At 66.1% G+C, this 23,441-nt stretch carries 23 protein-coding genes; 13 read left to right on the top strand and 10 right to left on the bottom strand.

Annotated elements, in window-relative coordinates:
- Nucleotides 1-21 precede the first annotated feature (21 nt).
- The 5 genes from BOO69_RS06435 to BOO69_RS06415 form a co-directional block, all read right to left on the bottom strand.
- Complete coding sequence (locus BOO69_RS06435) at nt 22-798, bottom strand: gamma-glutamyl-gamma-aminobutyrate hydrolase family protein (protein ID WP_071971339.1); 777 nt, start codon at nt 796-798, stop codon at nt 22-24.
- Nucleotides 799-864: 66 nt separating this feature from the next.
- A complete protein-coding gene (locus tag BOO69_RS06430; RefSeq protein ID WP_071971337.1) occupies nt 865-1,290 on the bottom strand; it encodes a GlcG/HbpS family heme-binding protein in 426 nt (141 codons plus the stop codon).
- A 37-nt stretch (nt 1,291-1,327) separates the two neighbouring features.
- Nucleotides 1,328-3,556: a malate synthase G gene (locus tag BOO69_RS06425; protein WP_071971335.1), complete on the bottom strand. Its 2,229-nt coding sequence runs from the start codon at nt 3,554-3,556 to the stop codon at nt 1,328-1,330.
- A 76-nt stretch (nt 3,557-3,632) separates the two neighbouring features.
- The gene (locus BOO69_RS06420; RefSeq protein WP_071971333.1) at nt 3,633-3,809 is read right to left on the bottom strand and encodes a DUF2256 domain-containing protein; all 177 of its coding nucleotides are present in this window, start codon (nt 3,807-3,809) and stop codon (nt 3,633-3,635) included.
- A gap of 75 nt (nt 3,810-3,884) precedes the next feature.
- The gene (locus BOO69_RS06415) at nt 3,885-4,124 is read right to left on the bottom strand and encodes a hypothetical protein (protein WP_071971331.1); all 240 of its coding nucleotides are present in this window, start codon (nt 4,122-4,124) and stop codon (nt 3,885-3,887) included.
- 99 nt (nt 4,125-4,223) lie between these two features.
- On the opposite strand from BOO69_RS06415, the gene pepN reads away from it, so the two are divergent.
- From pepN to BOO69_RS06400, 3 genes are read left to right on the top strand one after another with little or no spacing between them, the layout of a single operon-like run.
- Entirely contained in the window at nt 4,224-6,779 is a 2,556-nt protein-coding gene (gene pepN / locus BOO69_RS06410) for an aminopeptidase N (RefSeq protein ID WP_071971329.1), read from the top strand.
- A complete protein-coding gene (locus tag BOO69_RS06405) occupies nt 6,776-7,519 on the top strand; it encodes an SDR family oxidoreductase (RefSeq protein WP_071971327.1) in 744 nt (247 codons plus the stop codon). Before pepN ends, BOO69_RS06405 begins: the two co-directional genes overlap by 4 nt.
- 5 nt (nt 7,520-7,524) lie before the next feature.
- Nucleotides 7,525-7,974 carry a hypothetical protein gene (locus BOO69_RS06400; protein ID WP_237267578.1) on the top strand — a complete coding sequence of 150 codons (450 nt, stop codon included), beginning with the start codon at nt 7,525-7,527 and terminating at the stop codon, nt 7,972-7,974.
- A gap of 24 nt (nt 7,975-7,998) precedes the next feature.
- Here the strand turns inward: BOO69_RS06400 and BOO69_RS06395 are convergent, their stop codons facing one another.
- Entirely contained in the window at nt 7,999-8,826 is an 828-nt protein-coding gene (locus BOO69_RS06395; protein ID WP_156874874.1) for a transglycosylase SLT domain-containing protein, read from the bottom strand.
- Nucleotides 8,827-9,079: 253 nt separating this feature from the next.
- On the opposite strand from BOO69_RS06395, the gene BOO69_RS06390 reads away from it, so the two are divergent.
- The 4 genes from BOO69_RS06390 to BOO69_RS06375 all read left to right on the top strand — a co-directional run bounded on the left by BOO69_RS06390 (nt 9,080) and on the right by BOO69_RS06375 (nt 12,992).
- Nucleotides 9,080-10,372: a hypothetical protein gene (locus tag BOO69_RS06390; RefSeq protein ID WP_237267577.1), complete on the top strand. Its 1,293-nt coding sequence runs from the start codon at nt 9,080-9,082 to the stop codon at nt 10,370-10,372.
- 84 nt (nt 10,373-10,456) lie between these two features.
- Entirely contained in the window at nt 10,457-11,968 is a 1,512-nt protein-coding gene (gene gatB, locus BOO69_RS06385; RefSeq protein WP_071971325.1) for an Asp-tRNA(Asn)/Glu-tRNA(Gln) amidotransferase subunit GatB, read from the top strand.
- Between the two features lie 16 nt (nt 11,969-11,984).
- Entirely contained in the window at nt 11,985-12,449 is a 465-nt protein-coding gene (locus BOO69_RS06380) for a thioesterase family protein (RefSeq protein WP_156874873.1), read from the top strand.
- A 48-nt stretch (nt 12,450-12,497) separates the two neighbouring features.
- Entirely contained in the window at nt 12,498-12,992 is a 495-nt protein-coding gene (locus BOO69_RS06375; RefSeq protein WP_071971323.1) for a hypothetical protein, read from the top strand.
- A gap of 9 nt (nt 12,993-13,001) precedes the next feature.
- On the opposite strand, the gene BOO69_RS06370 is transcribed toward BOO69_RS06375, so the two are convergent.
- Nucleotides 13,002-13,259, bottom strand: coding sequence for a BolA family protein (locus BOO69_RS06370; RefSeq protein ID WP_071973681.1), 258 nt, complete (start codon nt 13,257-13,259; stop codon nt 13,002-13,004).
- Between the two features lie 86 nt (nt 13,260-13,345).
- On the opposite strand from BOO69_RS06370, the gene BOO69_RS06365 reads away from it, so the two are divergent.
- Complete coding sequence (locus BOO69_RS06365) at nt 13,346-13,972, top strand: J domain-containing protein (RefSeq protein ID WP_071971321.1); 627 nt, start codon at nt 13,346-13,348, stop codon at nt 13,970-13,972.
- 8 nt (nt 13,973-13,980) lie between these two features.
- Here the strand turns inward: BOO69_RS06365 and BOO69_RS06360 are convergent, their stop codons facing one another.
- Nucleotides 13,981-14,421 carry a hypothetical protein gene (locus BOO69_RS06360; protein WP_071971319.1) on the bottom strand — a complete coding sequence of 147 codons (441 nt, stop codon included), beginning with the start codon at nt 14,419-14,421 and terminating at the stop codon, nt 13,981-13,983.
- A gap of 154 nt (nt 14,422-14,575) precedes the next feature.
- Between BOO69_RS06360 and BOO69_RS06355 the strand changes: the two genes are divergently transcribed.
- Both BOO69_RS06355 and cobS read left to right on the top strand, forming a co-directional pair.
- A complete protein-coding gene (locus BOO69_RS06355; RefSeq protein ID WP_071971317.1) occupies nt 14,576-16,243 on the top strand; it encodes a tetratricopeptide repeat protein in 1,668 nt (555 codons plus the stop codon).
- Between the two features lie 117 nt (nt 16,244-16,360).
- Nucleotides 16,361-17,347, top strand: coding sequence for a cobaltochelatase subunit CobS (gene cobS, locus BOO69_RS06350; RefSeq protein WP_071971315.1), 987 nt, complete (start codon nt 16,361-16,363; stop codon nt 17,345-17,347).
- Between the two features lie 115 nt (nt 17,348-17,462).
- Here cobS and BOO69_RS06345 read toward each other — a convergent pair whose 3' ends face one another.
- The gene (locus BOO69_RS06345; protein ID WP_156874872.1) at nt 17,463-17,759 is read right to left on the bottom strand and encodes a hypothetical protein; all 297 of its coding nucleotides are present in this window, start codon (nt 17,757-17,759) and stop codon (nt 17,463-17,465) included.
- A gap of 277 nt (nt 17,760-18,036) precedes the next feature.
- Nucleotides 18,037-18,885, bottom strand: a complete 849-nt coding sequence (locus BOO69_RS06340) for a PRC-barrel domain-containing protein (RefSeq protein WP_172839505.1) — start codon at nt 18,883-18,885, stop codon at nt 18,037-18,039.
- Between the two features lie 366 nt (nt 18,886-19,251).
- Between BOO69_RS06340 and BOO69_RS06335 the strand changes: the two genes are divergently transcribed.
- The 3 genes from BOO69_RS06335 (at nt 19,252) to BOO69_RS06325 (ending at nt 23,425) form a co-directional block, all read left to right on the top strand.
- A complete protein-coding gene (locus BOO69_RS06335; protein ID WP_071971311.1) occupies nt 19,252-19,638 on the top strand; it encodes a hypothetical protein in 387 nt (128 codons plus the stop codon).
- A 79-nt stretch (nt 19,639-19,717) separates the two neighbouring features.
- On the top strand, nt 19,718-21,592 hold the full coding sequence (cobT, locus tag BOO69_RS06330) for a cobaltochelatase subunit CobT (RefSeq protein ID WP_071971309.1): 1,875 nt from the start codon (nt 19,718-19,720) through the stop codon (nt 21,590-21,592).
- A 42-nt stretch (nt 21,593-21,634) separates the two neighbouring features.
- Entirely contained in the window at nt 21,635-23,425 is a 1,791-nt protein-coding gene (locus BOO69_RS06325) for an aminopeptidase P family protein (protein ID WP_071971306.1), read from the top strand.
- Nucleotides 23,426-23,441: the final 16 nt, after the last annotated feature.

The raw sequence follows: 23,441 nt of genomic DNA, 5'->3' as shown, positions 1-23,441 counted from the left end.
GCTGGGCCGTTGCGGCGACGCTCAGACGGCTTTCAGCGCGGGGGTTCTTTCGCCAGCCGCCCAGCTGCGAACGGCCTTGCCAAAGGCCTCGAACAGGACACGGGACACGGGATCCTGGCCCGCGTTCCATTCCGGATGCCACTGGACCGACAGGGTGAAACCGCTCGCGCCCTTGACATAGATCGCTTCCGGCGTGCCATCGTCCGCGTAACCGTCGATCACGATGCGCGCACCGGGCGTCTTGATCCCCTGCCCGTGCAGCGTGTTGGTGCGCACCTTCTGCGCGCCCATCAGCTTGTGAAACACACCGCCTTCGGAAAAGGTGACGTCGTGGCGCAGCTCGAACTTTTCCTCGATGGTGCCGTCCGGCGGCATACGGTGGTTCATGCGGCCCGGCAATTCGCGGATCTCGGGGTAAAGCGTCCCGCCCATCGCCACGTTCACTTCCTGAAAGCCGCGGCAGACGCCGAAGAAGGGCTGCCCGCTTTCCACGCAGGCCCGGATCAGCGGCAGCGCGATCCCGTCGCGGGCGCGATCGAAATCGCCATGCGCCGCCGTCGCCGCCTCGCCGTATTCCTCGGGGTGCACGTTCGGCCGGCCACCGGTGAACAGGAAGCCGTCGCAGGTTTCCATCAGCTCAGTCACGGACATGTGCCGCGGGTCGGCGGGAATGATGAAGGGCACGCAGTCGGACACCTGGGAAACCGCCTCGGTATTCATCTGGCCCCCGGCATGGACCTTGTACTGATCGTTGATCAGATGCGAATTACCGATAATGCCGACGACGGGACGGACCATGGATCACCTTCTGTTGCTGCATCTGCATGAACATAGGCCATGGCCGCCGCACGCTCAAGCACCCCGTCAGATTTCGCCCTGCAGGCCCGCCGCCTCGATGCCCGCCATCGCGCATTCTGCATCTTTTTCAGACGCGTCCCCCGTCACGCCGACGGCCCCCACGACCGCGCCCCGCCGGTCGCGGATCAGCACCCCGCCCGGCACCGGGATCACCTTGCCGCCGTACACCCCGTTGACCGCCGCCATGAAATAGGCCTGGTCCTCTGCCCGTTTCATCTGCGCCGTGCCGGCCATGCCCAGCATCACGGCGCCATGGGCCTTGCCGTGCGCGATGGCGAACCGGCCCGGCGCCGCGCCGTCGGCCCGTTCGAACGCCTGAACGTGTCCCCCCGCGTCAAGCACCACGACCGACAGCGGCTTCAGCCCCATCTCGCGCCCCTTCTCGAGCGCCTTGCGAATGATCGTCCGGGCGCGTCTCAATGATATGGCCATGCTGTCCCTCCGTTTGCCGCCAATACGCCTTGCCGCGTCAATCCCGGCCCGACGCCTTCAATTCCAGCCGCCGCGCGTGCAGGACCGGCTCCGTATAGCCGGACGGCTGCTCGCGCCCCTTCAGCACCAGGTCGCAGGCCGCCTTGAAGGCGATGCCGTCGTATCCCGGCGCCATCGGGCGATAGGCCGGATCATCGGCATTCTGACGGTCCACGACCTGTGCCATCTTCTCCAGCCCCGCCCTGACCTGTGCCTCGGAAATCACCCCGTGGTGCAGCCAGTTCGCCAGCGCCTGCGCCGAGATGCGGCAGGTGGCACGATCTTCCATCAGGCCGACATCGTTGATGTCGGGCACCTTGGAACATCCCACGCCCTGGTCGACCCAGCGCACCACGTAGCCCAGGATACCCTGCGCGTTGTTCTCGATCTCGCGGGTGATCTCCTCGTCGCTCAGGTTCCGCCCCTCCATCACGGGGATCCGCAGCAGATCTTCCAGTGTCCCGCGCGGCCCGCCTGCCGCGATCTCCTTCTGGCGCGCCATCACGTCCACCGCGTGGTAATGCATCGCGTGTAGCGTCGCCGCCGTGGGAGACGGCACCCATGCACAGGTCGCCCCGGCCTGCGGATGGCCGATCTTGGCCTCGATCATGTCCGCCATGCGGTCCGGCATGGCCCACATGCCCTTGCCGATCTGGGCGCGCCCCTGCAACCCGCAGGCGAGGCCGATGTCCACGTTGCGATCTTCGTAGGCGGCGATCCAGGCGGCGTTCTTCATCTCGCCCTTCGGCACCATGGCACCGGCTTCCATGCTGGTATGGTTCTCGTCGCCCGTCCGGTCGAGAAAGCCGGTGTTGATAAAGGCCACCCGGTGCCGTGCGGCGCGGATACATTCCTTGAGGTTCGCGCTGGTGCGGCGTTCCTCGTCCATGATCCCCAGCTTGACGGTGTGAACCGGCAAGCCCAGCGCCTGTTCGACACGCGTGAAAATCTGGTCGGAAAAGGCGACTTCGGCGGGACCGTGCATCTTGGGTTTCACCACGTAGACCGACCCGGTCACGGAATTGCGCGGGCCGTCCCGGCGCGAGAGGTCGTGCATGGCGATCAGCGTGGTGATCATGGCGTCCATCAGACCCTCGCCGATCTCTCGGCCCTCGCGGTCGAGGACCGCCGGGTTGGTCATCAGGTGCCCCACGTTGCGGACAAGCATCAGGGCCCGCCCCTTGACGGTGACCGTGCCGCCGTCCGGCGCGGTGAAGTCGCGGTCGGCGTGCATCTCGCGGGTGACCGTCTTGCCGTTCTTCTCGAAGGTCTCGGCAAGGTCGCCTTTCATCAGGCCCAGCCAGTTGCGATAGGCACCGACCTTGTCCTCCGCATCGACCGCCGCGACGCTGTCCTCGCAGTCCATGATCGTCGAGACCGCGCTTTCCAGCAGGATATCCGACACATGAGCCGCATCGGTCTTGCCGATGGGGCTGTCGGCGTCAAGTTGAACTTCGATGTGCAAACCATTGTTTCTGAACAGAATCGCATCTGGCGCATCGGCCGCCCCCCGGTACCCGGCAAAGCAGCCGGGATCGGCCAGCGCAATCCCGTGATGGATCGTGGGCGCGCCGCCGGATTCGCTGTGCGTGGTGATTGCCCCGCGATGATCCTCGTCGTTCAGCAGCAATCCTTCCAGTTGGCCGTCGACGACCCGGTATCCGACAAGCTGACCGTGGCTGCCGGACATCAGGGGCACCGCATCGTCGAGGAACGCCTTGGCCCGCGCGACCACGCGCGCGCCCCGGTCGGTATCGTATCCGCCCGGCGGCGGCATATCGCCCAGCGCGTCGGTGCCGTAAAGCGCGTCATACAGGCTGCCCCACCGCGCATTGGCGGCGTTCAGGGCAAAGCGCGCGTTGGTGATCGGGACGACCAGCTGAGGGCCGGGCACTGTCGCGATCTCGGGGTCCACGTTATCGGTGTCGATGGTGAAATCGGGCCCCTCGGACACGAGATAGCCGATATCCTCGAGGAAGGCGCGGTAGCTTTCGGCATCATGGGGCTGTCCGCGGCGCGCGACGTGCCAGTCGTCGATTTGCCGCTGAAGGTCCTGCCGTTTTGACAAGAGATCCCGGTTGGTCGGGCCCAATTCATGCACGAGATCCGAAAATTCCCGCCAGAACGCATCGGGCGCGACACCGGTGCCGGGCAGCGCCTCCTGCTCGATGAAGGAAACGAGCGTGGTCGCCACCTGCAGGCCGTGCTTGTCCATCCTGTCCGCCATCCTTGCCCCTCCTTGCGTTGCTCAGGTCACGCAGGTGTACGGTGCTTGGCGGGGGTGGACAAGTATCGCCGCCGGATCAGTCCGCCGATGCCGTGGATCCGCCCCTTGTGTCGGGCTTGTCGCGGCGGCACCGGTCGGAGCAGTACTTGACGTCGTCCCAGCAGTCGGCCCACTTGCGACGCCAGACAAACGGCCGACCGCAGGTCGCACACGTCTTTTCCGGCAAGTCCGACTTCTTGCGCATCTTCGCCATGGGGCACCTCTGCCGGAACGACAAAACGGCCCCCGAAACCGGAGACCGTCTGACTTCTCTACACTGTAATCAGCCTCAGTTGGACTCGTTCGTCCCGGGCTCGACTGGATCGACCGCAACGGCACCGGTGTCGCTGGTCGTTGCATCGTTGTTTGCACCAACCGGCACCGCTTCGTCATCGCCTCCGCGCATCACGGCGAGGAACACGATGATGAGCAGCATCAGGACACCGAACAGCATTGCACCCTTGATGCCCAGCAACGCGGGCTTGTGACGTTCTTCTTGCTTGTCAACATTCGTGTCAGGCGCGGACATTAATCTCTCCTCGTCTCAATAAATTCGACCCGTTGCAGGGCATGCTTCAGGAACATAACGTGCGGGACAAAGATCGGTTCCGACAAAAGAGGTACTTTCATGCGCGATGCCGCCCCCAACACCGTCTACCTGTCAGACTACACCCCGTTCGGGTTTATCGTGGACAGCGTGGCGCTGGAGTTCGACCTCGATCCGCGGCACACCCGCGTCAAAAGCCGGATCGCCTTCCGGCCCAACCCCGATGCCACGGACAGGCGATTCTTCCTGCATGGCGAGAACCTGCGACTGATCTCCGCCCGGATCGACGGCCATGACGTGACCTGCACCCTCACCGAAGAAGGGCTGACCTGCGATGTCCCCGATGCCCCCTTCATCTGGGAGGCCGAGGTGGAGATCGCGCCGATCGAGAATACCGCGCTCGAGGGGCTCTACATGTCGAACGGCATGTACTGCACGCAATGCGAGGCCGAAGGCTTTCGCAAGATCACCTACTATCCCGACCGCCCGGACGTGATGAGCGTCTTCACGGTTACGATCAACGGGCCCCACCCCGTCCTGCTGAGCAACGGCAACCCCGTCGCCGCGACGGAACATCAGGCGGAATGGCACGACCCCTGGCCCAAGCCTGCCTATCTCTTTGCGCTGGTCGCGGGTGATCTCGTGGCCCACTCGGACCGCTTTACCACCATGAACGGCCGCGAGGTGGATCTGAACCTCTACGTCCGCCCCGGCGACGAGGACAAATGCGCCTTCGGCATGCAGGCGCTCAAGGCCTCGATGAAGTGGGACGAGGACGTCTATGGCCGCGAATACGATCTGGACCTCTTCAACATCGTCGCCGTCGACGATTTCAACATGGGCGCGATGGAGAACAAGGGGCTGAACATCTTCAACTCCTCCGCCGTGCTCGCGTCGCCGCAGACCTCCACCGACATGAACTTCGAACGGATCGAAGCCATCATCGCGCACGAGTATTTCCACAACTGGACCGGCAACCGCATCACCTGCCGCGACTGGTTCCAGCTGTGCCTCAAGGAGGGGCTGACCGTGTTCCGCGACAGCCAGTTCACCTCCGACATGCGCTCCGCCCCGGTCAAACGCATCGCGGACGTGATCGACCTGCGCGCGCGCCAGTTCCCCGAGGACCAAGGCCCGCTGTCGCATCCCGTCAGGCCGGAAAGCTTTCAGGAAATCAATAACTTCTACACGGCCACGGTCTACGAGAAAGGGGCCGAGGTCATCCGGATGCTCAAGACGCTGGTGGGTGACGAGGCCTATGACCGCGCGCTCGCGCTCTATTTCGACCGTCACGACGGACAGGCCTGCACGATCGAGGACTGGCTGAAGGTCTTTGAAGACACCACGGGAAGAAGCCTCGCCCAGTTCAAGCGCTGGTACTCGCAGGCCGGCACCCCGAGGCTGAAGGTCAGCGAAAGCTGGGAGGACGGGATCCTGACCCTGACCTTCCGTCAGGACACCAAGCCAAGCGCGGCCTCGCCCGACCCGAAACCGCAGATCATTCCCATCGCGACCGGGCTGATCGGCCCCGATGGAGAGGAAGTGGCCGAGACCCGCATCCTCGAAATGTCGGAAGCCACGCAGAGTTTCAGTTTCGAAGGGCTCGCCCGGCGGCCGGTGCCCTCGATCCTGCGCGGGTTTTCCGCGCCGGTGATGCTCGAACATGATCTGAGCGATGCGGACCGCACGCATCTGCTGGCCCACGACACCGATCCCTTCAACCGCTGGGAATCGGCGCGGACGCTGGCGCGCGGATCCCTGCTGCCCATGATCCACGACGGCGCAGGGGCTGATCCCGCCTTTCTCGACGCGATCCGCAAGGTCGTTGCGGATGACACGCTCGACCCCGCCTACAGGGCGCTGATGCTGGGACTACCCACGCAATCCGAACTGGCGGCGCTGATCCACGCCGAAGGCGGCACCCCGATGCCCGAGAAAATCCATGCCGGGGTGGAGGCGATGCGCGATGCCATGGCCGAAACCTTCGGCGACGCCGCGCAGCGCATCCGCGATACCCATCTCGTCAGCGCGCCCTACGACCCCGGCGCCGAACAGGCCGGGCAACGCAGCCTCGCCAACGCCATGCTGTCGCTGATCACCCGGCGGGACGGCGGCGCGGCGGCGCAGGCCCAGTTCGACAGCGCGGACAACATGACCAACCAGCTCGCCGCGCTGGCGGCCCTGCTTCATATCGACAGGGGCAGCGAGGCGCTGGCCGCCTTCGAGGCCCAGTGGAAGGACGACCGGCTGGTCATGGACAAGTGGTTCGGACTGCAGGTCACGCAGGCCCGGCCCGAGGAGGCGGCATCGGTCGCCGAGGCGCTGACCGACCATCCCGATTTCACGTGGCAGACGCCGAACCGCTTCCGCGCCGTGTTCGGTGCGCTGGCGATGCACCATGCGGGCTTCCACCACGCTTCGGGCAAGGGCTACCGGCTGCTGGCAGACTGGTTGATCCGGCTTGACCCGAAGAACCCGCAGACCACCGCCCGCATGTGCTCGGCGTTCCAGACGTGGAAGCGCTACGACGCGGACCGTCAGGCGCTGATCGCGGCCGAACTCGACCGGATCCTGTCCACGCCGAAGCTCAGCCGCGACACCACCGAGATGCTGACCCGCATCCGGGGCGCGTCGTGACCCGGCCGGTCTGCCTCATCACCGGCGCTTCGGCGGGGATCGGTGCGGCCTGCGCACGGCTGGCGGCCGCACGGGGCTACGACCTCGTCCTCAACTATCGCACGGATCACGACGGGGCGCACCGCGTCGCCAGCGATGTGGAACGTGCGGGGGCCCATGCCCTGCTCTGCCCTGCCGATGTGGCCGACCCGGACGCCATCGAGGACATGTTCGCGCAGATCGACGACGAATTCGGCCAGCTCGATGCGCTCATCAACAACGCCGGTATCGTCGATCACGCGGCATCGGTGACCGAACTGACCCACGCCCGGTTGCGCAGGATGTTCGACGTCAACGTGATCGGCGCGATACTGGTGGCCGGCGCCGCCGTCCGGCGGATGCAGGCGCAGGGCGACGGCGGTGCGATCGTCAACATCTCCTCCGCCGCTGCGCGGTTGGGATCGGCCAACGAGTTCGTCGATTATGCCGCCGCCAAGGCCGCCATCGACACCTTTACCAAGGGCCTGTCGGACGAGGTCGCGGCCGAAGGCATCCGCGTGATGTCCCTGCGTCCCGGCCTGATCGAAACGGGCATCCACGCCAAGGGCGGCAGCCCGGACCGCGCCATGCGCCTGTCCGGCAATGTGCCGATGCGCCGCGCGGGCACCGCAGAGGAAATCGCCCATGCGGCCCTGTGGCTGCTGTCGGACGAGGCGAGCTACATCACCGGCTCGACCCTCGATGTCTCGGGCGGCAGATAGACGCGGTGACGGTGGCCCCGCAGGACGCGGTTCTCAGCTTCCGCCGCGAAGGGCGCAGCCTGCGGGGGGCAGCGGTGCTCGTCGCTGTCTGGGGCGCGCTGGCCGCCCTCTGGATCGGGCTGGAGGCCGCGCCGGTGCTGGTGGCCATCCTCGGCGCCTTCACCCTGCCCGCGCTCTGGGATCTCGTGCGAAACCCGCTGGCGGGGATGGATCTGACACCCACCCGGCTGCGCTGGTTTACCGGACCGCGCGACGCGCATATCGCCCTGTCTGAAATCGACCACCTGCGGCTCGACACGCGGCTCGATTTCTCGGTGCGCGCTACCGTGGTCCTCTCGAACGGCCGCAAGATCAGGATCCCCTTCGAGGCGACACCGCCGCACCGATCATTCGAGACGGCGCTTGTCTCGCAGGGGGTGCGGGTCAAGCGGTTCCATTTCCAGTTGCTGCAATAGGCCCCGCCGAACGGCTGCCGGGCCTCAGGGGCGCGCGCGCGGACGCACGACACTGATCGGCTCGCAATAGCTTTGCCGCCGCAGCCAGTTGGCCATCTCCCGCCGCTTGGAGGCAGAGCGCATGGGCCCCCAGTCCGCGCCGACGCCCCGGTTCCCCCGTGGGCCCGAGATGACACCGTCGCGCGGCACGGTGTGGGCCATGATGCGCACCGCGCAACTGAGGTTCGCGGGGCCGCTCTTGAGCGACGCGCCGTCGCCCGCGTTGCACTTGTAGCCGCGTGCGGTGCCCGGCAGGATCTGCAGCAGGCCGTACCAGCGACCGCCGCCGCCGACCGCCCAGGGCTTGTAGGTGCTCTCGTGCTTGGCCAGCGCCGACAGGAAACCGACCCAGAAGGCCCGGCGCCTGCGTTCGTCGGCCTGCGGATAGGCCGGACACCACGTGTCGATGTCGCCGGGCACCATGTCCACCAGCGGCTTGCCATGCGCCTTGAGCGCGGCCAGCGCCGTGCGCGTCCACAGGGCGTGCCCCGCCATATGTTGCCACCGTGTCCGCGGCAGGTTCGGCGCGCGCGCCTTGGGCCTCAGCACCGGCACCACTGGCATGGCCAGCGCCACGTCGTCGGCTGACGCGGGGGGCAGATCGACGGTGCCGGGCAATTCCAGCGGCGCGGCCTGGGCACGGGCCGGCAGCGCCGGCACCGGATCCTCTGACACGGGAACCACGGGGATCGGGCCGATCACCGGCTGCTCGACGACCGTGGTCCGGGCCTGCGGACGCAGCGGCGCGCGCCCCTCGGCCAGAAGCGCCTCGGAGATGATGACGAGCGTGATGGTCAGGCCGGCAAATTTCATGACGCACACTATGTGCGCGGCAATTGGGGCTGGCAAGCTTCCGCGCATTTGCCGGCAAGACCCCGCAACAATCGGGGCCCCGCGCCGCCTTCGGTTCCGGGGCCGGGACAATCCTTAACCATTCTGACATTCCTGAGAAAAATGCACGCGACAGGGGAAGTTATTCCCCGAGATCTCCGCACGCCAGCCATGTTTCAGCCCGATTGCGGGACCACCCTCGGGGAACCTGCCAGAACCTTCGGACGATCCCCACATGAAATCGCTGCTCCCCCTTCTCAAACTCCGCATCCGGCCTCTGGGATCGCTGCTCGCCTCCCGGCCGGAACCGGAGCCTGTCCTGCCGTTGAAGACACCGCTCCTGCGCCGCCGTCCCCGGCCCGGCCCCGAGGAACCCCCGGCCATGCTCAGCATTGCCTGCCCCGATCCGACGGCGGAGGACAACGTGCGCGACCACTACCTGCAGCGGGGTCAGCGCATGGTCCGGCAGGAGGACTGGGACGCCTTGTCGGACATGATCCGCGAGGCCGACTCGCAGCGCCAACTGACCCCCGGCTTCATGCCGGTCGCCGAACTCCTCGCCTACGGCGCCCGCTCCGATGTGATCCTCGCAGCGGAACACGCGTTGCTGGATGGCAAACCGGCCAAGGACGCGCCCCTGCTGGCGGGGATCGAAGCGCTGGAACACGTGCTTGCCGAACGGTCCGACGACCACGTGATCGGTGCCATCGTGGCGCAGGCCCACATGGATATCGGCTGGGCCTGGCGCGGCACCGGCTGGGACGCGGAAGTGCCCCAGCGCAACCGCGCCGCCTTTGCCGCGCATTTCGACCGCGCGCGGGATATCGTCGACGATTACAAGGACCGCAAGAAGGACTCTCCGCTGCTGGCCGGAACGGGCTGCGCGCTGCTGGCGAACGCGGCGCAGGGCGAACACCGGGTCGCCGACCACTACGAAACCCTGATCGACCTCAACCCCGCCAACCCGCGGTCGATGCGGGCGCTTGGCAATCATCTTCTCCCGCGGTGGTTCGGCAGCTACGGCGAACTGGAACTCGAAGCGCGCCGCACCGCCGCACGCACGGAAAGCCTCTGGGGCGCGGGCGGCTACACCTGGGTGCAGTTCGACGCCATCGCCTGTGACGACCAGGCCTGCGCGAACCTCGACGTGGATTTCTTCATCGAGGGTCTGCACGACATTTTGGAACGCCGACCCAACGCCTACACCGCGAACCTGCTGGCGGCATATTGTGCCAATTCGGTCGGACAGGCGTTTTCCGGCAACGACCAGGCCGACCAGAACCGCGTGCACATCGCGGAATGCGCCCATGACATCGTCCGCGATCACCTGACCGAACTTCACCCGATGATCTGGGCCCACGCCGCGCAGGGCTTCGACAACAACCTTCGGGTGCGGTCACCGGCGCGTTTCGCAGCCTCGGGGCGCGAGGACGCGATGCGGATCATCACGTCGCTGTTCAGCCGCGAGATCGCCGCCGGCCACCGCATCGTGTTCACCGAGACCGGACCGCAGGCCATGCCCGCCTGACGCGGCAGCGCAGCACACCCTTGCGACATATCCCGCGCTGTCCTATGACCCGGATAGACCGATGATCCCTGACCAAGGTGCGCCATGCTAGACCTGACCTACGACACGCCGAAACCCAAACGCATCGCCGGGGCCAAGGACGACTGGGAACTGGTGATCGGCATGGAGGTGCACGCGCAGGTTTCCTCGAACGCCAAGCTGTTCTCGGGCGCATCGACCCGGTTCGGCGCCGAGCCGAACAGCAACGTCGCCTTCGTGGACGCGGCCATGCCCGGGATGCTGCCGGTGATCAACGAATTCTGCGTCGAACAGGCCGTGCGCACCGGGCTGGGCCTGAAGGCAAAGATCAACCTGAAGTCCGCCTTCGACCGCAAGAACTACTTCTACCCGGACCTGCCGCAGGGCTACCAGATCAGCCAGCTTTACGAACCCATCGTGGGCGAAGGCGAAGTTCTGGTCGAAATGGGTGACGGCACCGCACGGCTTGTCCGGGTCGAGCGCATCCACATGGAACAGGACGCCGGCAAATCCATTCACGACATGGATCCCAGCATGTCCTTCGTCGACCTGAACCGCACGGGCGTCTGCCTGATGGAAATCGTCAGCCGCCCCGACATCCGCGGCCCCGAGGAAGCGGCGGCCTACCTTGGCAAGCTGCGCCAGATCCTGCGTTATCTGGGCACCTGCAACGGCGACATGCAGTCGGGCGCGATGCGCGCCGACGTGAACGTGTCGGTCTGCCGTCCCGGCGCCTACGAACGGTACCAGGAGACGCAGGATTTCAGCCACCTCGGCACCCGGTGCGAAATCAAGAACATGAACTCCATGCGCTTCATCCAGCAGGCCATCGAGGTGGAGGCGCGCCGCCAGATCGCGATCATCGAAGGCGGTGGCGAAGTGGTGCAGGAAACGCGGCTGTTCGACCCCGACCGGCAGGAAACCCGTTCCATGCGGTCCAAGGAGGAAGCGCACGATTACCGCTATTTCCCCGACCCCGACCTGCTGCCGCTCGAGATCGAACAGGCATGGGTGGACGATATCGCCGCCCGCCTTCCCGAGCTGCCGGATGCCAAGAAGGCCCGCTTCATCAATGACTTCGGCCTCAGCGACTACGACGCGTCGGTGCTGACGGCCGACCTCGACTCCGCCGGGTACTTCGAAGCGACAGCCAAGGGCCGCGACGGCAAGATGGCCGCGAACTGGGTCATCAACGAACTGTTCGGACGGCTCAAGAAAGACGACCGCGACATCACCGAAAGCCCGGTCAGCCCGGACCAGCTCGGCAGCATCGTCGACCTGATTGCCTCGGACGCGATCAGCGGCAAGATCGGCAAGGACGTGTTCGAGATCTGCTACACCACCGGCCGCGACCCTGCGGAGATCGTGGAAACCGAAGGCATGAAGCAGGTCACCGATACCGGCGCGATCGAACAGGCGGTGGACGAGATCATCGCCGCCAATCCCGATCAGGTCGCGAAGGCGCAGGAGAACCCGAAGCTGGCCGGCTGGTTCGTGGGCCAGGTGATGAAGGCGACAGGCGGCAAGGCCAATCCCAAGGCGGTCAACCAGATCGTCGCGCAGAAGCTCAAGGGCTGAGGGCGCGGCGATTTCCATGATGACCAGCACTTCCTTCCAGACCGTCAAGCCCGAATGGATCGATTTCAACGGCCACCTCAACATGGCCTATTACTCGGTCCTGTTCGACCAGTCTGTCGACGAGATCTACGAGAGGCTCGGGTTCGGCCCCGACTACCAGAAGACCGGCTGCACCACCTACGTGGCTGAATTTCACATCTGCTACCTGCGGGAACTTCACGAGGGTGACAGGGTGAAGTCCGCCTTCCATCTGATTGATTTCGATGAGAAACGTTTTCACTACTATCAGGAACTGTTTCACGAGGACGGCTGGATCGCCGCAACCGCCGAAGGGCTGACCCTGCACGTGGACCAATCCGGCCCGCGCGTCGCGCCGATGCCGCAGCCGATCCAGGACGCGTTGACAAGCCTCAAGACCACGCAGGACCCGCTGCCGGCCGACGCCCGCGTGGGACGCCGCATCGGGTTGAAGCGACCCTGACGCAGGCAATCAGCTAAGAGACCCACCGAACCACCGCGAAGGAACCCCATGCCCCGTTACGAATACAAGGTCGTCCCGGCCCCGTCGAAGGGCCTGAAAGGCAAGGGCGTCAAGGGCGCGGAGGCCCGCTTTTCCTATGCCCTGCAAGAGCTTATGAACGGCCTCGCGGGCTACGGCTGGGAATACCAGCGCGCCGAGACCCTGCCGTCGATCGAACGGTCGGGGCTGACATCGACGACGACCGAATGGCGCAACGTTCTGGTTTTCCGCCGCCTGCGCGAGGACGACACGGCGGATTTCGCACCCGAGCTTCTGCCCGGCCCTGCTGATGACGAAGCCGAAGCGGCCCCGTCCTCCGACGAGTCCGACGCCCCGGCGGCGGCTGCGGAAACGGACAGCGACGCGCCCAAGACCGACGACACGCCGGCAGACACCAAGAACGATGACGACAACGGCGTCGAAGACACCGGCGACGTCAAGAAGGTCGGCACCTCTCTCGGCAAGCGCGCACAGTTCAAGAATCTTCCGGTTTCAGACGATTAGCGGCCGCTCTTAAACGTCGAGATCAAGCGCCAGCGCGTGGATGCGGCCGATCAGCTCCGGCCCCAGCGCCGCGTGCACCGCGCGGTGGCGCGCGACGCGTGACTGACCCTTGAAAGCGGTGGACCGGATGCGCACGTTGTAGTGCGTTTCGCCCCCCTCGCGAAAGCCGGCGTGACCCCGATGGCTTTCGCTGTCGTCCACCACCTCCAGTTCGCGAGGATCGAAAGCGGATTCCAGGGCCGTTCTGATCTCTTCCGTCTTCGACAATTTTCCCGCCATTTTTTTGTCAAGCCCCTTCAATCTTGCCCCGGAAGGTCTAAACTCATCTCTCCGAGTCGAAAAGGTCTATCGCTATGTCCAAACCAGATCCCTTCGGGTTCGACATGTCCGTGTCGTCCTCGAAAAAGAAGAACCCCCGCGGCCGTCGCGGCATGTCAGGGGCCTCCGAGACTTCGACACGGATCTGCGATCACGAAGGCTGCGAAGAGCCCGGCAAGTACCGCGCGCCCAAGGCGCCCGACGTTCTGGACGACTACTACTGGTTCTGCCAGCAGCACGTGCGCGAGTACAACCTGAAATGGAACTTCTTCGACGGCACCACCGAGGCCGAGCTGAATGCCCAGATGAGCGAGGACAAGGTCTGGGAACGCAAGACCAAGCCGCTGGGCGACCCCGAGGCACGGGCCTGGGCCCGGCTGGGCATCGAAGACCCGCATCAGGTGCTGGGCAAGAACGCCACCCAGAACCCGGGCCGGACCGGCCAGACCGGCCGCCGCCTGCCCCCGACCGAACGCCGGGCGGTCGAGATTCTCGAGGTCAAGGATACGATGACCAAGCCCGAGATCCGCAAGGCCTACAAGCTGCTGATCAAGGTGCTGCACCCTGACATGAACGGCGGCGACCGGTCTCAGGAAGACCAGCTTCAGCAGGTCATGTGGGCCTGGGACCAGATCAAGGGCAGCCGCAGCTTCAAGGACTGATCGCCGCTTCAGAGGGTCCGGCGCAACAGGTGCGCCGCGCCCGCCCCCACCGACCAGACCGCCAGCACGGCAGCCTCTTCGAGGATACTGCCAAGCACGAACAACGGCCCCACGACCGCCGCCGACACGGCATCGCGCAGCGGACCGAAGGGGTCGATATCCGACAGGAACTGGTCGAGGGGCAGCAACACGACCGCCATCATCGCCCCGAAGACGGTGGCCCCGGCAAAGCTCAGGACCGACCGGATCAGCCCGGCCCAGCCCGGTCGTCCGAACCCGTCAGCCAGGGCGAGGCCGCCCAGCAACGCCCCCGCGCCCGCAACCCGCACAAACCCCGCCTCGCCGGAAAAGGTGCCCGTTGTGGCCTGAATGGCCAGGGCCACGGCAGCCCCCGCCGACCCGATCACCAGCGCGATGGGAAATCGCTGGTCCACTGTCATCTTGCGCATCTCATTGTCTCCTTGTGATGTAACCCCTTGCTAAGTTAGCCGCGTGCAGGGCACCGCCGTGTGATCGTGCAGGTTTTGCGGAATTCAGCGGCCCATGGCTCTGGGCAATCGCGGCAGGACTTGGCATGCTCCGCCCGATTGCAGGAGCGTCAGGATGGACTATCAATACGACCTCGGGGCCTACACCCGCCCCGTCACTACTGCGTCGGCGCAGGCACAGACATGGTTCGACCGGGGGCTGAACTGGGCCTACGGCTTCAACCACAAGGAGGCGATCGCCTGTTACCGCAGGGCGGCCGAGGCCGATCCGGGCTGCGCCATGGCACACTGGGGCCACGCCTATGCCGCCGGGCCGAACTACAACCTGCCGTGGGTCCTGTTCGACAGCAAGGGCCGCGCCGAGGCACTGGCCGAAGCCTATGACGCGACGCAGGCCGCGCTGGCGGTCGCCGACGGCGCAAGCCCGGTCGAAGCGGCGCTGATACAGGCCCTCACCGCCCGCTATCCGCAGCGCGACCCGGTGGAGGACATGGCGCCGTGGGACCGCGCCTTTGCCGACGCGATGCGCGCGCTGCACAAGGAGCACCCCACCGACGCCGACGTGGCGACCGTCTTTGTCGATGCGCTGATGAACCTGACGCCCTGGCAGATGTGGGACATCGCGCAGGGCGCCGTGGCGCCGGACGCCGAGACGCTGGAGGCGCAGGCGGTGCTGGAAACCCAGATGGCCCTGCCCGGCGGCATGGCGCATCCCGGCATCCTGCACCTCTACGTCCACCTGATGGAAATGTCGCCCTACCCGGAGAAGGCGTTGCGCGCCGCCGACGTGCTGCGCACCCTTGTGCCCGACGCGGGCCACCTTGTGCACATGCCCACGCACATCGACGTGCTGTGCGGCGCCTACGAGAACGTCGTGCGATGGAACGAACGCGCGATCGAAGCCGATCTGAAATACTACGAAGCCGAAGGCCCGTTCAACATCTACACCGGATACCGCCAGCACAACTATCACTTCGTCATCAGCGGCGCGCTCTACATGGGGCAGTTCGAACCGGCGATGCGGGCCGTCCGCGGCATGCGCGAGACGACGCCAGACGCGCTGCTGCAGATCAAGTCACCGCCGATGGCCGATTTCTTCGAGACGATCCTGGGGATGGAGCCGCACGTCCTGATCCGTTTCGGCATGTGGGAGGAGATCCTCAAGCTGGAGCTGCCCGAGGATACGGAAACCTACGTGATGTGCACCGCCTTCATCGAGTATGCCAAGGGACTGGCCTATTCCGCGCTGGGGCATATCGAGGACGCCGATGCACAGCTCGACACCTTTCTCGCGGTCAAGGCGCGGGTGCCCGAAACCCGCCTGCTGCACAACGTGCGTGGCGTTGACCTGCTGGAAGTCGCGACCGCCATGCTGGAAGGGGAACTGGCCTACCGCAAGGGCGATTACGACGTCGCCTTTACCCACCTGCGCCGCGCGGTCGCGCTGGACGACGCGCTGCCCTACGACGAGCCTTGGGGATGGATGCAGCCCACGCGGCACGCCCTCGGGGCGCTGCTGTTCGAACAGGGTCACTTGGCAGAGGCAGAACAGGTGTTCCGTCAGGATCTGGGCCTCGTACCCGGCCTGCCGCGCGCCTGCGTGCATCCCGACAATGTCTGGGCGCTGCGCGGCCTCTACGATTGCCTGATCGCCCGGGGCGACAGCGACGAGGCGCCGCACGTCAAGCTGCGGCTCGACCTCGCCGAAGCGCGCGCCGACCACCCGGTGAAAGCCGCCTGCGGATGCGCGCAGGTTGCCATCGACGCGGCACGCGCCAGTTAACGGGGCGCGGGCCGGTACAAACCCGCGGCCCGACCCTTGCGCGTGCTCTAGATATGTTGCACCAGAGGCGGGCCGATATCTCCCCGAGCGGGACCAGACCGAAAAGGACGAGGACACATGGCTGACGCCGAGCTGGACATCAACATGAAACCGACAGAAGACATCAGCGTCCGCGACGTTTTCGGCATCGACACGGATATGATGGTCAAAGGTTTCGCGGACCGGACGGACCGCGTGCCGGAGTTCGACAGCACCTACAAGTTCGATCCCGACACGACCCTGGCGATCCTCGCCGGTTTCAACCACAACCGCCGCGTCATGATCCAGGGCTACCACGGCACCGGCAAGTCCACGCACATCGAACAGGTCGCCGCGCGGCTGAACTGGCCTGCCGTGCGCGTCAACCTCGACAGCCACATCAGCCGGATCGACCTGATCGGCAAGGACGCGATCAAGCTGCGCGACGGCAAACAGGTCACCGACTTTCAGGAAGGCATCCTGCCCTGGGCGCTGCGCAACCCGACCGCCATCGTCTTTGACGAATACGACGCGGGCCGCGCCGACGTGATGTTCGTGATCCAGCGCGTGCTCGAAGTCGACGGCAAGCTGACCCTGCTGGACCAGAACCAGGTGATCGAACCGCATCCCTACTTCCGCATCTTCGCCACCGCGAACACGGTGGGCTTGGGCGATACGACCGGCCTCTACCACGGCACCCAGCAGATCAACCAGGGCCAGATGGACCGCTGGTCGCTGGTGGCCACGCTGAACTATCTCAGCATCGACGCCGAAAGCGCGATCGTGCTGGCCAAGAACCCGCATTACAACAATGCCGAAGGGCGCAAGACCGTCCGCCAGATGGTCACCGTCGCGGACCTGACGCGCACCGCCTTCATGAACGGGGAACTGTCCACCGTCATGTCCCCGCGGACGGTGATCGCCTGGGCACAGAACGCCGAGATCTTCCGCAACATCGGCTATGCCTTCCGGCTGTCGTTCCTCAACAAGTGCGACGAACTGGAGCGTCAGACGGTTGCGGAATTCTACCAGCGCCTGTTCGACGAGGAACTGCCCGAAAGCGCCGCCAGCGTCAGCCTGGGCTGATCCTGCGGATCGTGTAAGGAAAAAGGGGCGTCCCGTCGGGGCGCCCCTTTTCATTGCAGCGTTGAACGAAAAATGGCCCCGCCGATCGGCAGGGCCATTCATGATCCGGTCTGGATCACTCGGTCAGCAGTTGCGATCCTTCGGTGTCTTCCGGGTCGGTCTTGATCAGCGACCCTTCGGTCTCTGCATCCGCCCGCGCGTCATCGCTGTAGGCGCCGGTGTCTTCCAGCGACTTCGACGTCTGCTCCATGGAGCCCGCCGCGGCGGTCTCGCCGCCGACGTTCTCATCGGGGTCCGACGCGACGGACTGTGCGGGGGAACCGGTGTCGGCCTGCTGCGCCATCAGGGCGACGGGCGAAGCGGTCAGCATTGCTGCAAGAGCGATACGGGCGGCGTTGTTCTTCAAGGTCATGTTCATTCCTTTCATTGGCGGTGTGCATCAGCGCACCGTTATCCTTTGATTTGCTGAATAGATAACGACCCCGCACGGAACTGGTTCCCGCAGAACGCAATTTTGCTGTTCACCTAATTGTTTTTCTTCGTGAAGCCCTGGCGCCTTGAACTTGCGCGACGACGCACATGCTCGCAGAACATCCCGTACCGCACCCGGCACCACGCACGAAAAAGCCACCGACGCGATCACGTCGGTGGCTTGTCGGATCAGTCAGACCGATCCCGTTTTGCCGGACTTATTCCACCGGCTGGGTCTGCACCCCACCGTCGGCCGGCGCGGATTCAACCGACCGCTGGGCGGCGGCAAGGTCGCGTGCCGTCACAAAGGGCTCGGCCGCTTCGAGGTCGGCCTTGGTGGCGGAGCTGGTCAGCGTCACGTTGCCGTTCTCGTCCTGCTGTGTGGACAGGCTGTCCATGGCGACGGCGACCCACTTCTCGCCGATCCCGAGGAAGCCACCGACGCCGATCACGGCACCTTCGACCGATCCGTCGAGGTTCACGATCAGGTCGTCGATCTCACCGATGTTCTCGCCGGCAGTCGAATAGACATTCGTGCCGATCAGATCATCTGCAAGGATGGTGTTCTCGCCCTGCATGCGGATCTGGCCCTCGACTTCCTTGGCCGGCTCGTCGGCGGCCATTTCGGTCGCTTCGGCGCCCTCGGCGGTCATCCCGTCATCGGCGGGCACGGCAGCGGTGTCGGTGCCGTCAGTTGCCATGGTGTCGTCAGCCGGTGCTTCCGCGGTGTCGGAGGACATCGTGTTGTCCGCAGGCGCTTCCGCCGTGTCGGAGGACATGGTGTCATCCGCCGGGGCCTCTGCGGTGTCGGACGTCATCGCGTCATCCGCGGGTGCCTCTGCCGTGTCGCTGGCCGCATCGTCGGCAGGCATCTCTGCATCAGCCGTGTCGGACGCTTCCGGAGTGGTTTCATCGGCGGGCGCTTCCGCGTTGTCCTGCGCCATCGGCTGTTCGGTTGCCGTGTCGTCGGCGGGCGCTGTGGCCGTCTGGGCCGCAAGAATGGCGGGTGTCGCAGTCAGGGTGGCGATCAGTGCCAAGGTGCTCGCATGTTGCTTCAGATTGGTCATGGTCTTTCTCCTCACTTGGTTGCTGACGGGGCCGACAGCGCCTTGTTGCATCGCCGCTCCCGCCGTTCTGAGCAGCAAATCCGCCAACCCCGTGTCCGGTTCCCGGCGAGCAGATCGGAACCGGCGGAATTTGGCCCATGGCAGGCGGGGCACGGATGGTCGCGCGGGGCGAAACTCCAATCGGGATAAGCGGTTAGACCGCGTTCCTTGCCGCGCGCGGCTTTCCGCCCGCGCCGAAAGTCGTTGACGACGCGCTTTGGGGGTCGGCGCTGTCGACCGGTGCGTGCGACCCCCGGTTACCGCCCGTGCGGCGAAAAAATCTCACCCATGCCAGGACTTTTTCGGAAAGTGTCATAAACTCGTTACATGACCCCTGCGCACCTCATACGAATCACGACCGCCCTTGTCGTCACTGCCGGCGCCGCCCAGGCGCTGCCCGTCTCCCCTTCGGACCGGGCCACGCTGTTCGCGGCCTGCGCGGGCCGCCTGTCGGCGCAGGAAACCTTCTGGGGTCGCAATGCTACCGGCCCGCGGGACAGTGCCATCTTCGACACCCTGACGGAGGCCGCCCTGCCCGCGGCGGTGGCCTACGGGATGCCGCCTTCGGTCGCCCATAACGCCAAGTTCCACGCGTGGCGCAGCCATGCCTACCTGCGCAACGACGCGGAATTCTCGCCCGACGCTGGCCGCCGGGATCGCGCGCGTGAACGGCTGTCGCTGGAATTGCGCGAATGCGATGATCTGATCCGCTGAAAGCCCTCCGCGCCGCTGGTCATTCCAGTGTGAACGGCCTAGGTTGCGGCACAGACCAGACCATTGCATGAGTGCCCCGATGACCAAATCCGACAACCCAGCAGATGCGTTCAAGAAGGCGCTGGCCGAGGCATCCAAGGTCATGGCGAACGATCCCGACCTGAGCGTCAGCTACTCGGTCGATCCTTCCGGGCTGTCGGGCGACGCCATGCGGCTGCCACAGGTCAGCCGCCGGATGACCCGCGACGAAGTGCTGCTGGCGCGCGGCACCGCCGATGCCCTCGCCCTGAACCGCCGGTACCACAACGGCCAGACCCACGCGCGCTACCAGCCGCAGGGGGAAATGGCCCGCGATCTCTACGAGGCGATGGAAACCGCCCGCTGCGAGGCGATGGGCGCGCGCGACATGCCGGGCACCGCGGGCAACATCGACGTCAAGATCAAGCATGACGCGCTGCGCCGCGGCTACGATCAGGCCAAGCAGCCCGGCGACGTGCCGCTGGCCACCGCCGCGGGATACCTCGTGCGGCACCTCGCGACCGGGCGGGACCTGCCTGCCGGCGCGGAAAATGCCATGAACCTCTGGCGCGGCTTCATCGAGGAACAGGCGGGCGGATCGCTCGACACGCTGGGCGACGTGCTGCACGATCAGTCCGCCTTCGCGAAATTCGCGCGCAAGATGATCTCCGACCTCGGCTACGGCGACCAGCTTGGCGACGATCCCGACCAGATGGACGACGACCAGGAGGACGACGCCGAGGAAGGGGCCGAAGAAGAACAGGATCCCGACAGCACCGGACAGGACGACCAGGAAGAGGACGACACAGAAGGCAGCGCCGAGCAGTCCCAGGAAGAGCAGCAGGATGCCTCCGAGGCGCAGGTCAGCATGGACGACATGGCCGACCAGGAGCTGGGCGAGGAAGCCGAGATGCCCGAGGGCGACGCCCCCATGGAGCCGCCCGCGCCGCAGCCGGTCTCGGACGCCGACCCCAACTACCTCGTCTACCTCGACACCCATGACGAGGTGATCGGGGCCGAGGACCTGGCCGAGCCGGTGGAACTCGAACGCCTGCGCGCGTACCTCGACCAGCAGCTCGATCCGCTCAAGGGCGCGGTCAGCCGTCTGGCCAACAAGCTTCAGCGCCGCCTGCAGGCGCAGCAGAACCGGTCGTGGGAATTCGACCTCGAGGAAGGCACGCTGGACGCGGGGCGCCTCGCGCGGGTGGTGGCCAACCCGACCACGCCGCTGTCCTTCAAGGTGGAGAAAGACACCGAATTCCGCGACACCTGCGTGACCCTGCTGCTCGACAACTCCGGGTCGATGCGGGGGCGGCCGATCTCCATCGCCGCCATCTGCGCCGACGTGCTTGCGCGGACGCTGGAACGCTGCAACGTCAAGGTCGAAATCCTCGGCTTCACCACCCGTGCGTGGAAGGGCGGACAGGCCCGCGAAGCCTGGCTGAACGACGGCCGGCCGACCCAGCCGGGCCGCCTCAACGACCTGCGCCACATCATCTACAAGTCCGCCGACGCCCCGTGGAGACGGACGCGCGCGAACCTCGGACTGATGATGAAGGAAGGGCTTCTGAAGGAGAACATCGACGGCGAGGCGCTGGAATGGGCCCACCGCCGGATGACGGCACGCCACGAGGCACGCAAGATCCTCATGGTGATCTCGGACGGGGCCCCGGTTGACGATTCCACGCTCAGCGTGAACCCGGCGAACTATCTCGAGAAGCACCTGCGCGACGTGATCGCCATGGTGGAGCGCAAGAAGCAGGTCGAACTGCTCGCCATCGGGATCGGCCACGACGTGACGCGCTACTACGACCGGGCGGTGACGATCACCGATGTCGACCAGCTCGCCGGTGCGATGACCGAACAGCTCGCTGCGCTCTTCGACAAGGACCCGAGGGCGCGGGCGCGCGTCATGGGCATGCGCCGCGCCGGTTGACGCCGGGTATTTGTGTATTTGAAGAACAATGAAGGAGCGGGCATGTTCCAGAGTTTCGAGGTCACCGCGCGGCCGGAACAGGGACCGCCCCGGCTGCGGGCGCTGCGTACCGAGATCGCTGCCGAGGGGCTGGCGGGGTTCATCGTACCCCGTGCGGATGCCCACCAGGGCGAATACGTGGCCCCGCGGGACGACCGGCTGGCATGGCTGACGGGATTCACCGGCTCCGCCGGGTTCTGTGCCGTGCTGCCCGATGTCGCCGGAGTCTTCGTGGACGGCCGCTACCGCACGCAGGTCAAGGCGCAGGTCGCGTCCGACTTCACGCCGGTGCCCTGGCCCGAGGTACAGCTGGGCAGCTGGCTGAAGGACCACCTGCCGGACGGCGGCGTCGTGGGCTTCGATCCGTGGCTGCACACGCCGGGCCAGATCGACCAGATCGAGGAGGCCCTCGCAGGCAGCCGCATCGAGCTGCGCGCCTGCGACAACCTCGTGGACCGGGTCTGGCCCGACCAGCCCGCGCCGCCGATGGGGCCGGCCAAGGTGCATCCGATCGACTTTGCCGGGGAAAGCCACGCGTCCAAGCGGGCCCGCCTCGCGCGGGAATTGCAGGACGCGGGCCACCGTGCCGCCGTCATCACACTGCCCGACAGCCACAACTGGCTGCTGAACATCCGCGGGTCGGACATCGCGCACAACCCGGTCGCGCACGGCTTTGCCATTCTGCACGACACCGGTTCGGTGGATCTGTTCATGGCACCCGCCAAGCTGGACGGCATGGCCGACCACCTCGGCCCCGATGTGCATGTCTCGCCTCCCGGAGATCTGCTCGACCGGCTGGCGACGCTCGAAGGCCCGGTGCGGCTGGACAAGCAGTCCGTCCCGCTGGCCGTGGCCAATGCGCTCGGCGACCGCGCCGCCTGGGCGGATGACCCCTGCGCGCTGCCGAAGGCCTGCAAGAACGACGCCGAGATCGCCGGCTCCGCCGCCGCCCACCTGCGCGACGGTGCCGCGCTGTGCGAACTGCTCGCCTGGCTCGATGCGCAACCGGCGGGCAAGGTGACGGAAACCGACGTCGTCGCGAAACTGGAAGCCTTCCGACGCCGGGACAACGCCCTGCAGGAGATCAGCTTCGACACCATCGCGGGCACCGGGCCCAATGGGGCGATCATGCATTACCGCGTGACCGAGGAGACCGACAGCACCCTCGAGGACGGCCACCTGATCGTGATCGATTCCGGCGGCCAGTACCTCGACGGGACCACCGACATCACCCGGACCATCGCCATCGGCACCCCGCCCGAGGACGCGCGCGCCGCCTTTACCCGCGTGCTCGCCGGGATGATCGCCATGAGCCGGCTGCGGTGGCCCGCAGGCCTTGCCGGCAGCCATATCGAGGCCGTGGGCCGCATGCCGCTCTGGCTCGCGGGGCAGGATTTCGACCATGGGCTGGGCCATGGCGTCGGCGCCTATCTCAGCGTTCACGAAGGCCCCCAGCGTCTGAGCCGGATCAGCACGACGCCGCTGCGCCCGGGCATGATCCTCAGCAACGAACCGGGATACTACCGCGAAGGCGCCTTCGGCATCCGGATCGAGAATCTGATGGTGGTGCGCGAGGCCCCTTCCCTGCCCGGCGGGGACGACCACCGCGCGATGCTGCACTGGGAAACGCTCAGCTTCGCCCCCATCGACCGGCGGCTGATCCTGCCCGACATGCTGGAACCCGCCCATATCGACTGGCTCAACCGGTATCATGCGGACGTCGCGGAAAAAATCGGGTCGCGGGTATCGCCTGAAACAAAACTGTGGTTGGATGCCGCCACCGCGCCGCTGTGACGGCCGTCGAGCAAGG

Source organism: Sulfitobacter alexandrii (assembly GCF_001886735.1).
Taxonomy (GTDB): Bacteria; Pseudomonadota; Alphaproteobacteria; order Rhodobacterales; family Rhodobacteraceae; genus Sulfitobacter; species Sulfitobacter alexandrii.
The sequence above is the reverse complement of the archived record's forward strand: the minus strand, read 5'-3'. Positions and strand labels throughout refer to the sequence as shown.

Bases quoted from the DNA above. Each gene is read 5' to 3' on its own strand.
- BOO69_RS06340 (WP_172839505.1), bottom strand. From the start codon at position 18,885: ATGACCAATCTGAAGCAACATGCGAGCACCTTGGCACTGATCGCCACC.
- BOO69_RS06360 (WP_071971319.1), bottom strand. From the start codon at position 14,421: ATGCGCAAGATGACAGTGGACCAGCGATTTCCCATCGCGCTGGTGATC.
- cobT (WP_071971309.1), top strand. From the start codon at position 19,718: ATGACCAAATCCGACAACCCAGCAGATGCGTTCAAGAAGGCGCTGGCC.
- BOO69_RS06430 (WP_071971337.1), bottom strand. From the start codon at position 1,290: ATGGCCATATCATTGAGACGCGCCCGGACGATCATTCGCAAGGCGCTC.
- BOO69_RS06425 (WP_071971335.1), bottom strand. From the start codon at position 3,556: ATGGCGGACAGGATGGACAAGCACGGCCTGCAGGTGGCGACCACGCTC.
- BOO69_RS06355 (WP_071971317.1), top strand. From the start codon at position 14,576: ATGGACTATCAATACGACCTCGGGGCCTACACCCGCCCCGTCACTACT.
- BOO69_RS06335 (WP_071971311.1), top strand. From the start codon at position 19,252: ATGACCCCTGCGCACCTCATACGAATCACGACCGCCCTTGTCGTCACT.
- BOO69_RS06365 (WP_071971321.1), top strand. From the start codon at position 13,346: ATGTCCAAACCAGATCCCTTCGGGTTCGACATGTCCGTGTCGTCCTCG.
- BOO69_RS06375 (WP_071971323.1), top strand. From the start codon at position 12,498: ATGCCCCGTTACGAATACAAGGTCGTCCCGGCCCCGTCGAAGGGCCTG.
- BOO69_RS06390 (WP_237267577.1), top strand. From the start codon at position 9,080: ATGAAATCGCTGCTCCCCCTTCTCAAACTCCGCATCCGGCCTCTGGGA.
- BOO69_RS06420 (WP_071971333.1), bottom strand. From the start codon at position 3,809: ATGGCGAAGATGCGCAAGAAGTCGGACTTGCCGGAAAAGACGTGTGCG.
- gatB (WP_071971325.1), top strand. From the start codon at position 10,457: ATGCTAGACCTGACCTACGACACGCCGAAACCCAAACGCATCGCCGGG.
- BOO69_RS06325 (WP_071971306.1), top strand. From the start codon at position 21,635: ATGTTCCAGAGTTTCGAGGTCACCGCGCGGCCGGAACAGGGACCGCCC.
- BOO69_RS06380 (WP_156874873.1), top strand. From the start codon at position 11,985: ATGATGACCAGCACTTCCTTCCAGACCGTCAAGCCCGAATGGATCGAT.
- BOO69_RS06415 (WP_071971331.1), bottom strand. From the start codon at position 4,124: ATGTCCGCGCCTGACACGAATGTTGACAAGCAAGAAGAACGTCACAAG.
- BOO69_RS06345 (WP_156874872.1), bottom strand. From the start codon at position 17,759: ATGACCTTGAAGAACAACGCCGCCCGTATCGCTCTTGCAGCAATGCTG.
- BOO69_RS06435 (WP_071971339.1), bottom strand. From the start codon at position 798: ATGGTCCGTCCCGTCGTCGGCATTATCGGTAATTCGCATCTGATCAAC.
- BOO69_RS06395 (WP_156874874.1), bottom strand. From the start codon at position 8,826: ATGAAATTTGCCGGCCTGACCATCACGCTCGTCATCATCTCCGAGGCG.
- pepN (WP_071971329.1), top strand. From the start codon at position 4,224: ATGCGCGATGCCGCCCCCAACACCGTCTACCTGTCAGACTACACCCCG.
- cobS (WP_071971315.1), top strand. From the start codon at position 16,361: ATGGCTGACGCCGAGCTGGACATCAACATGAAACCGACAGAAGACATC.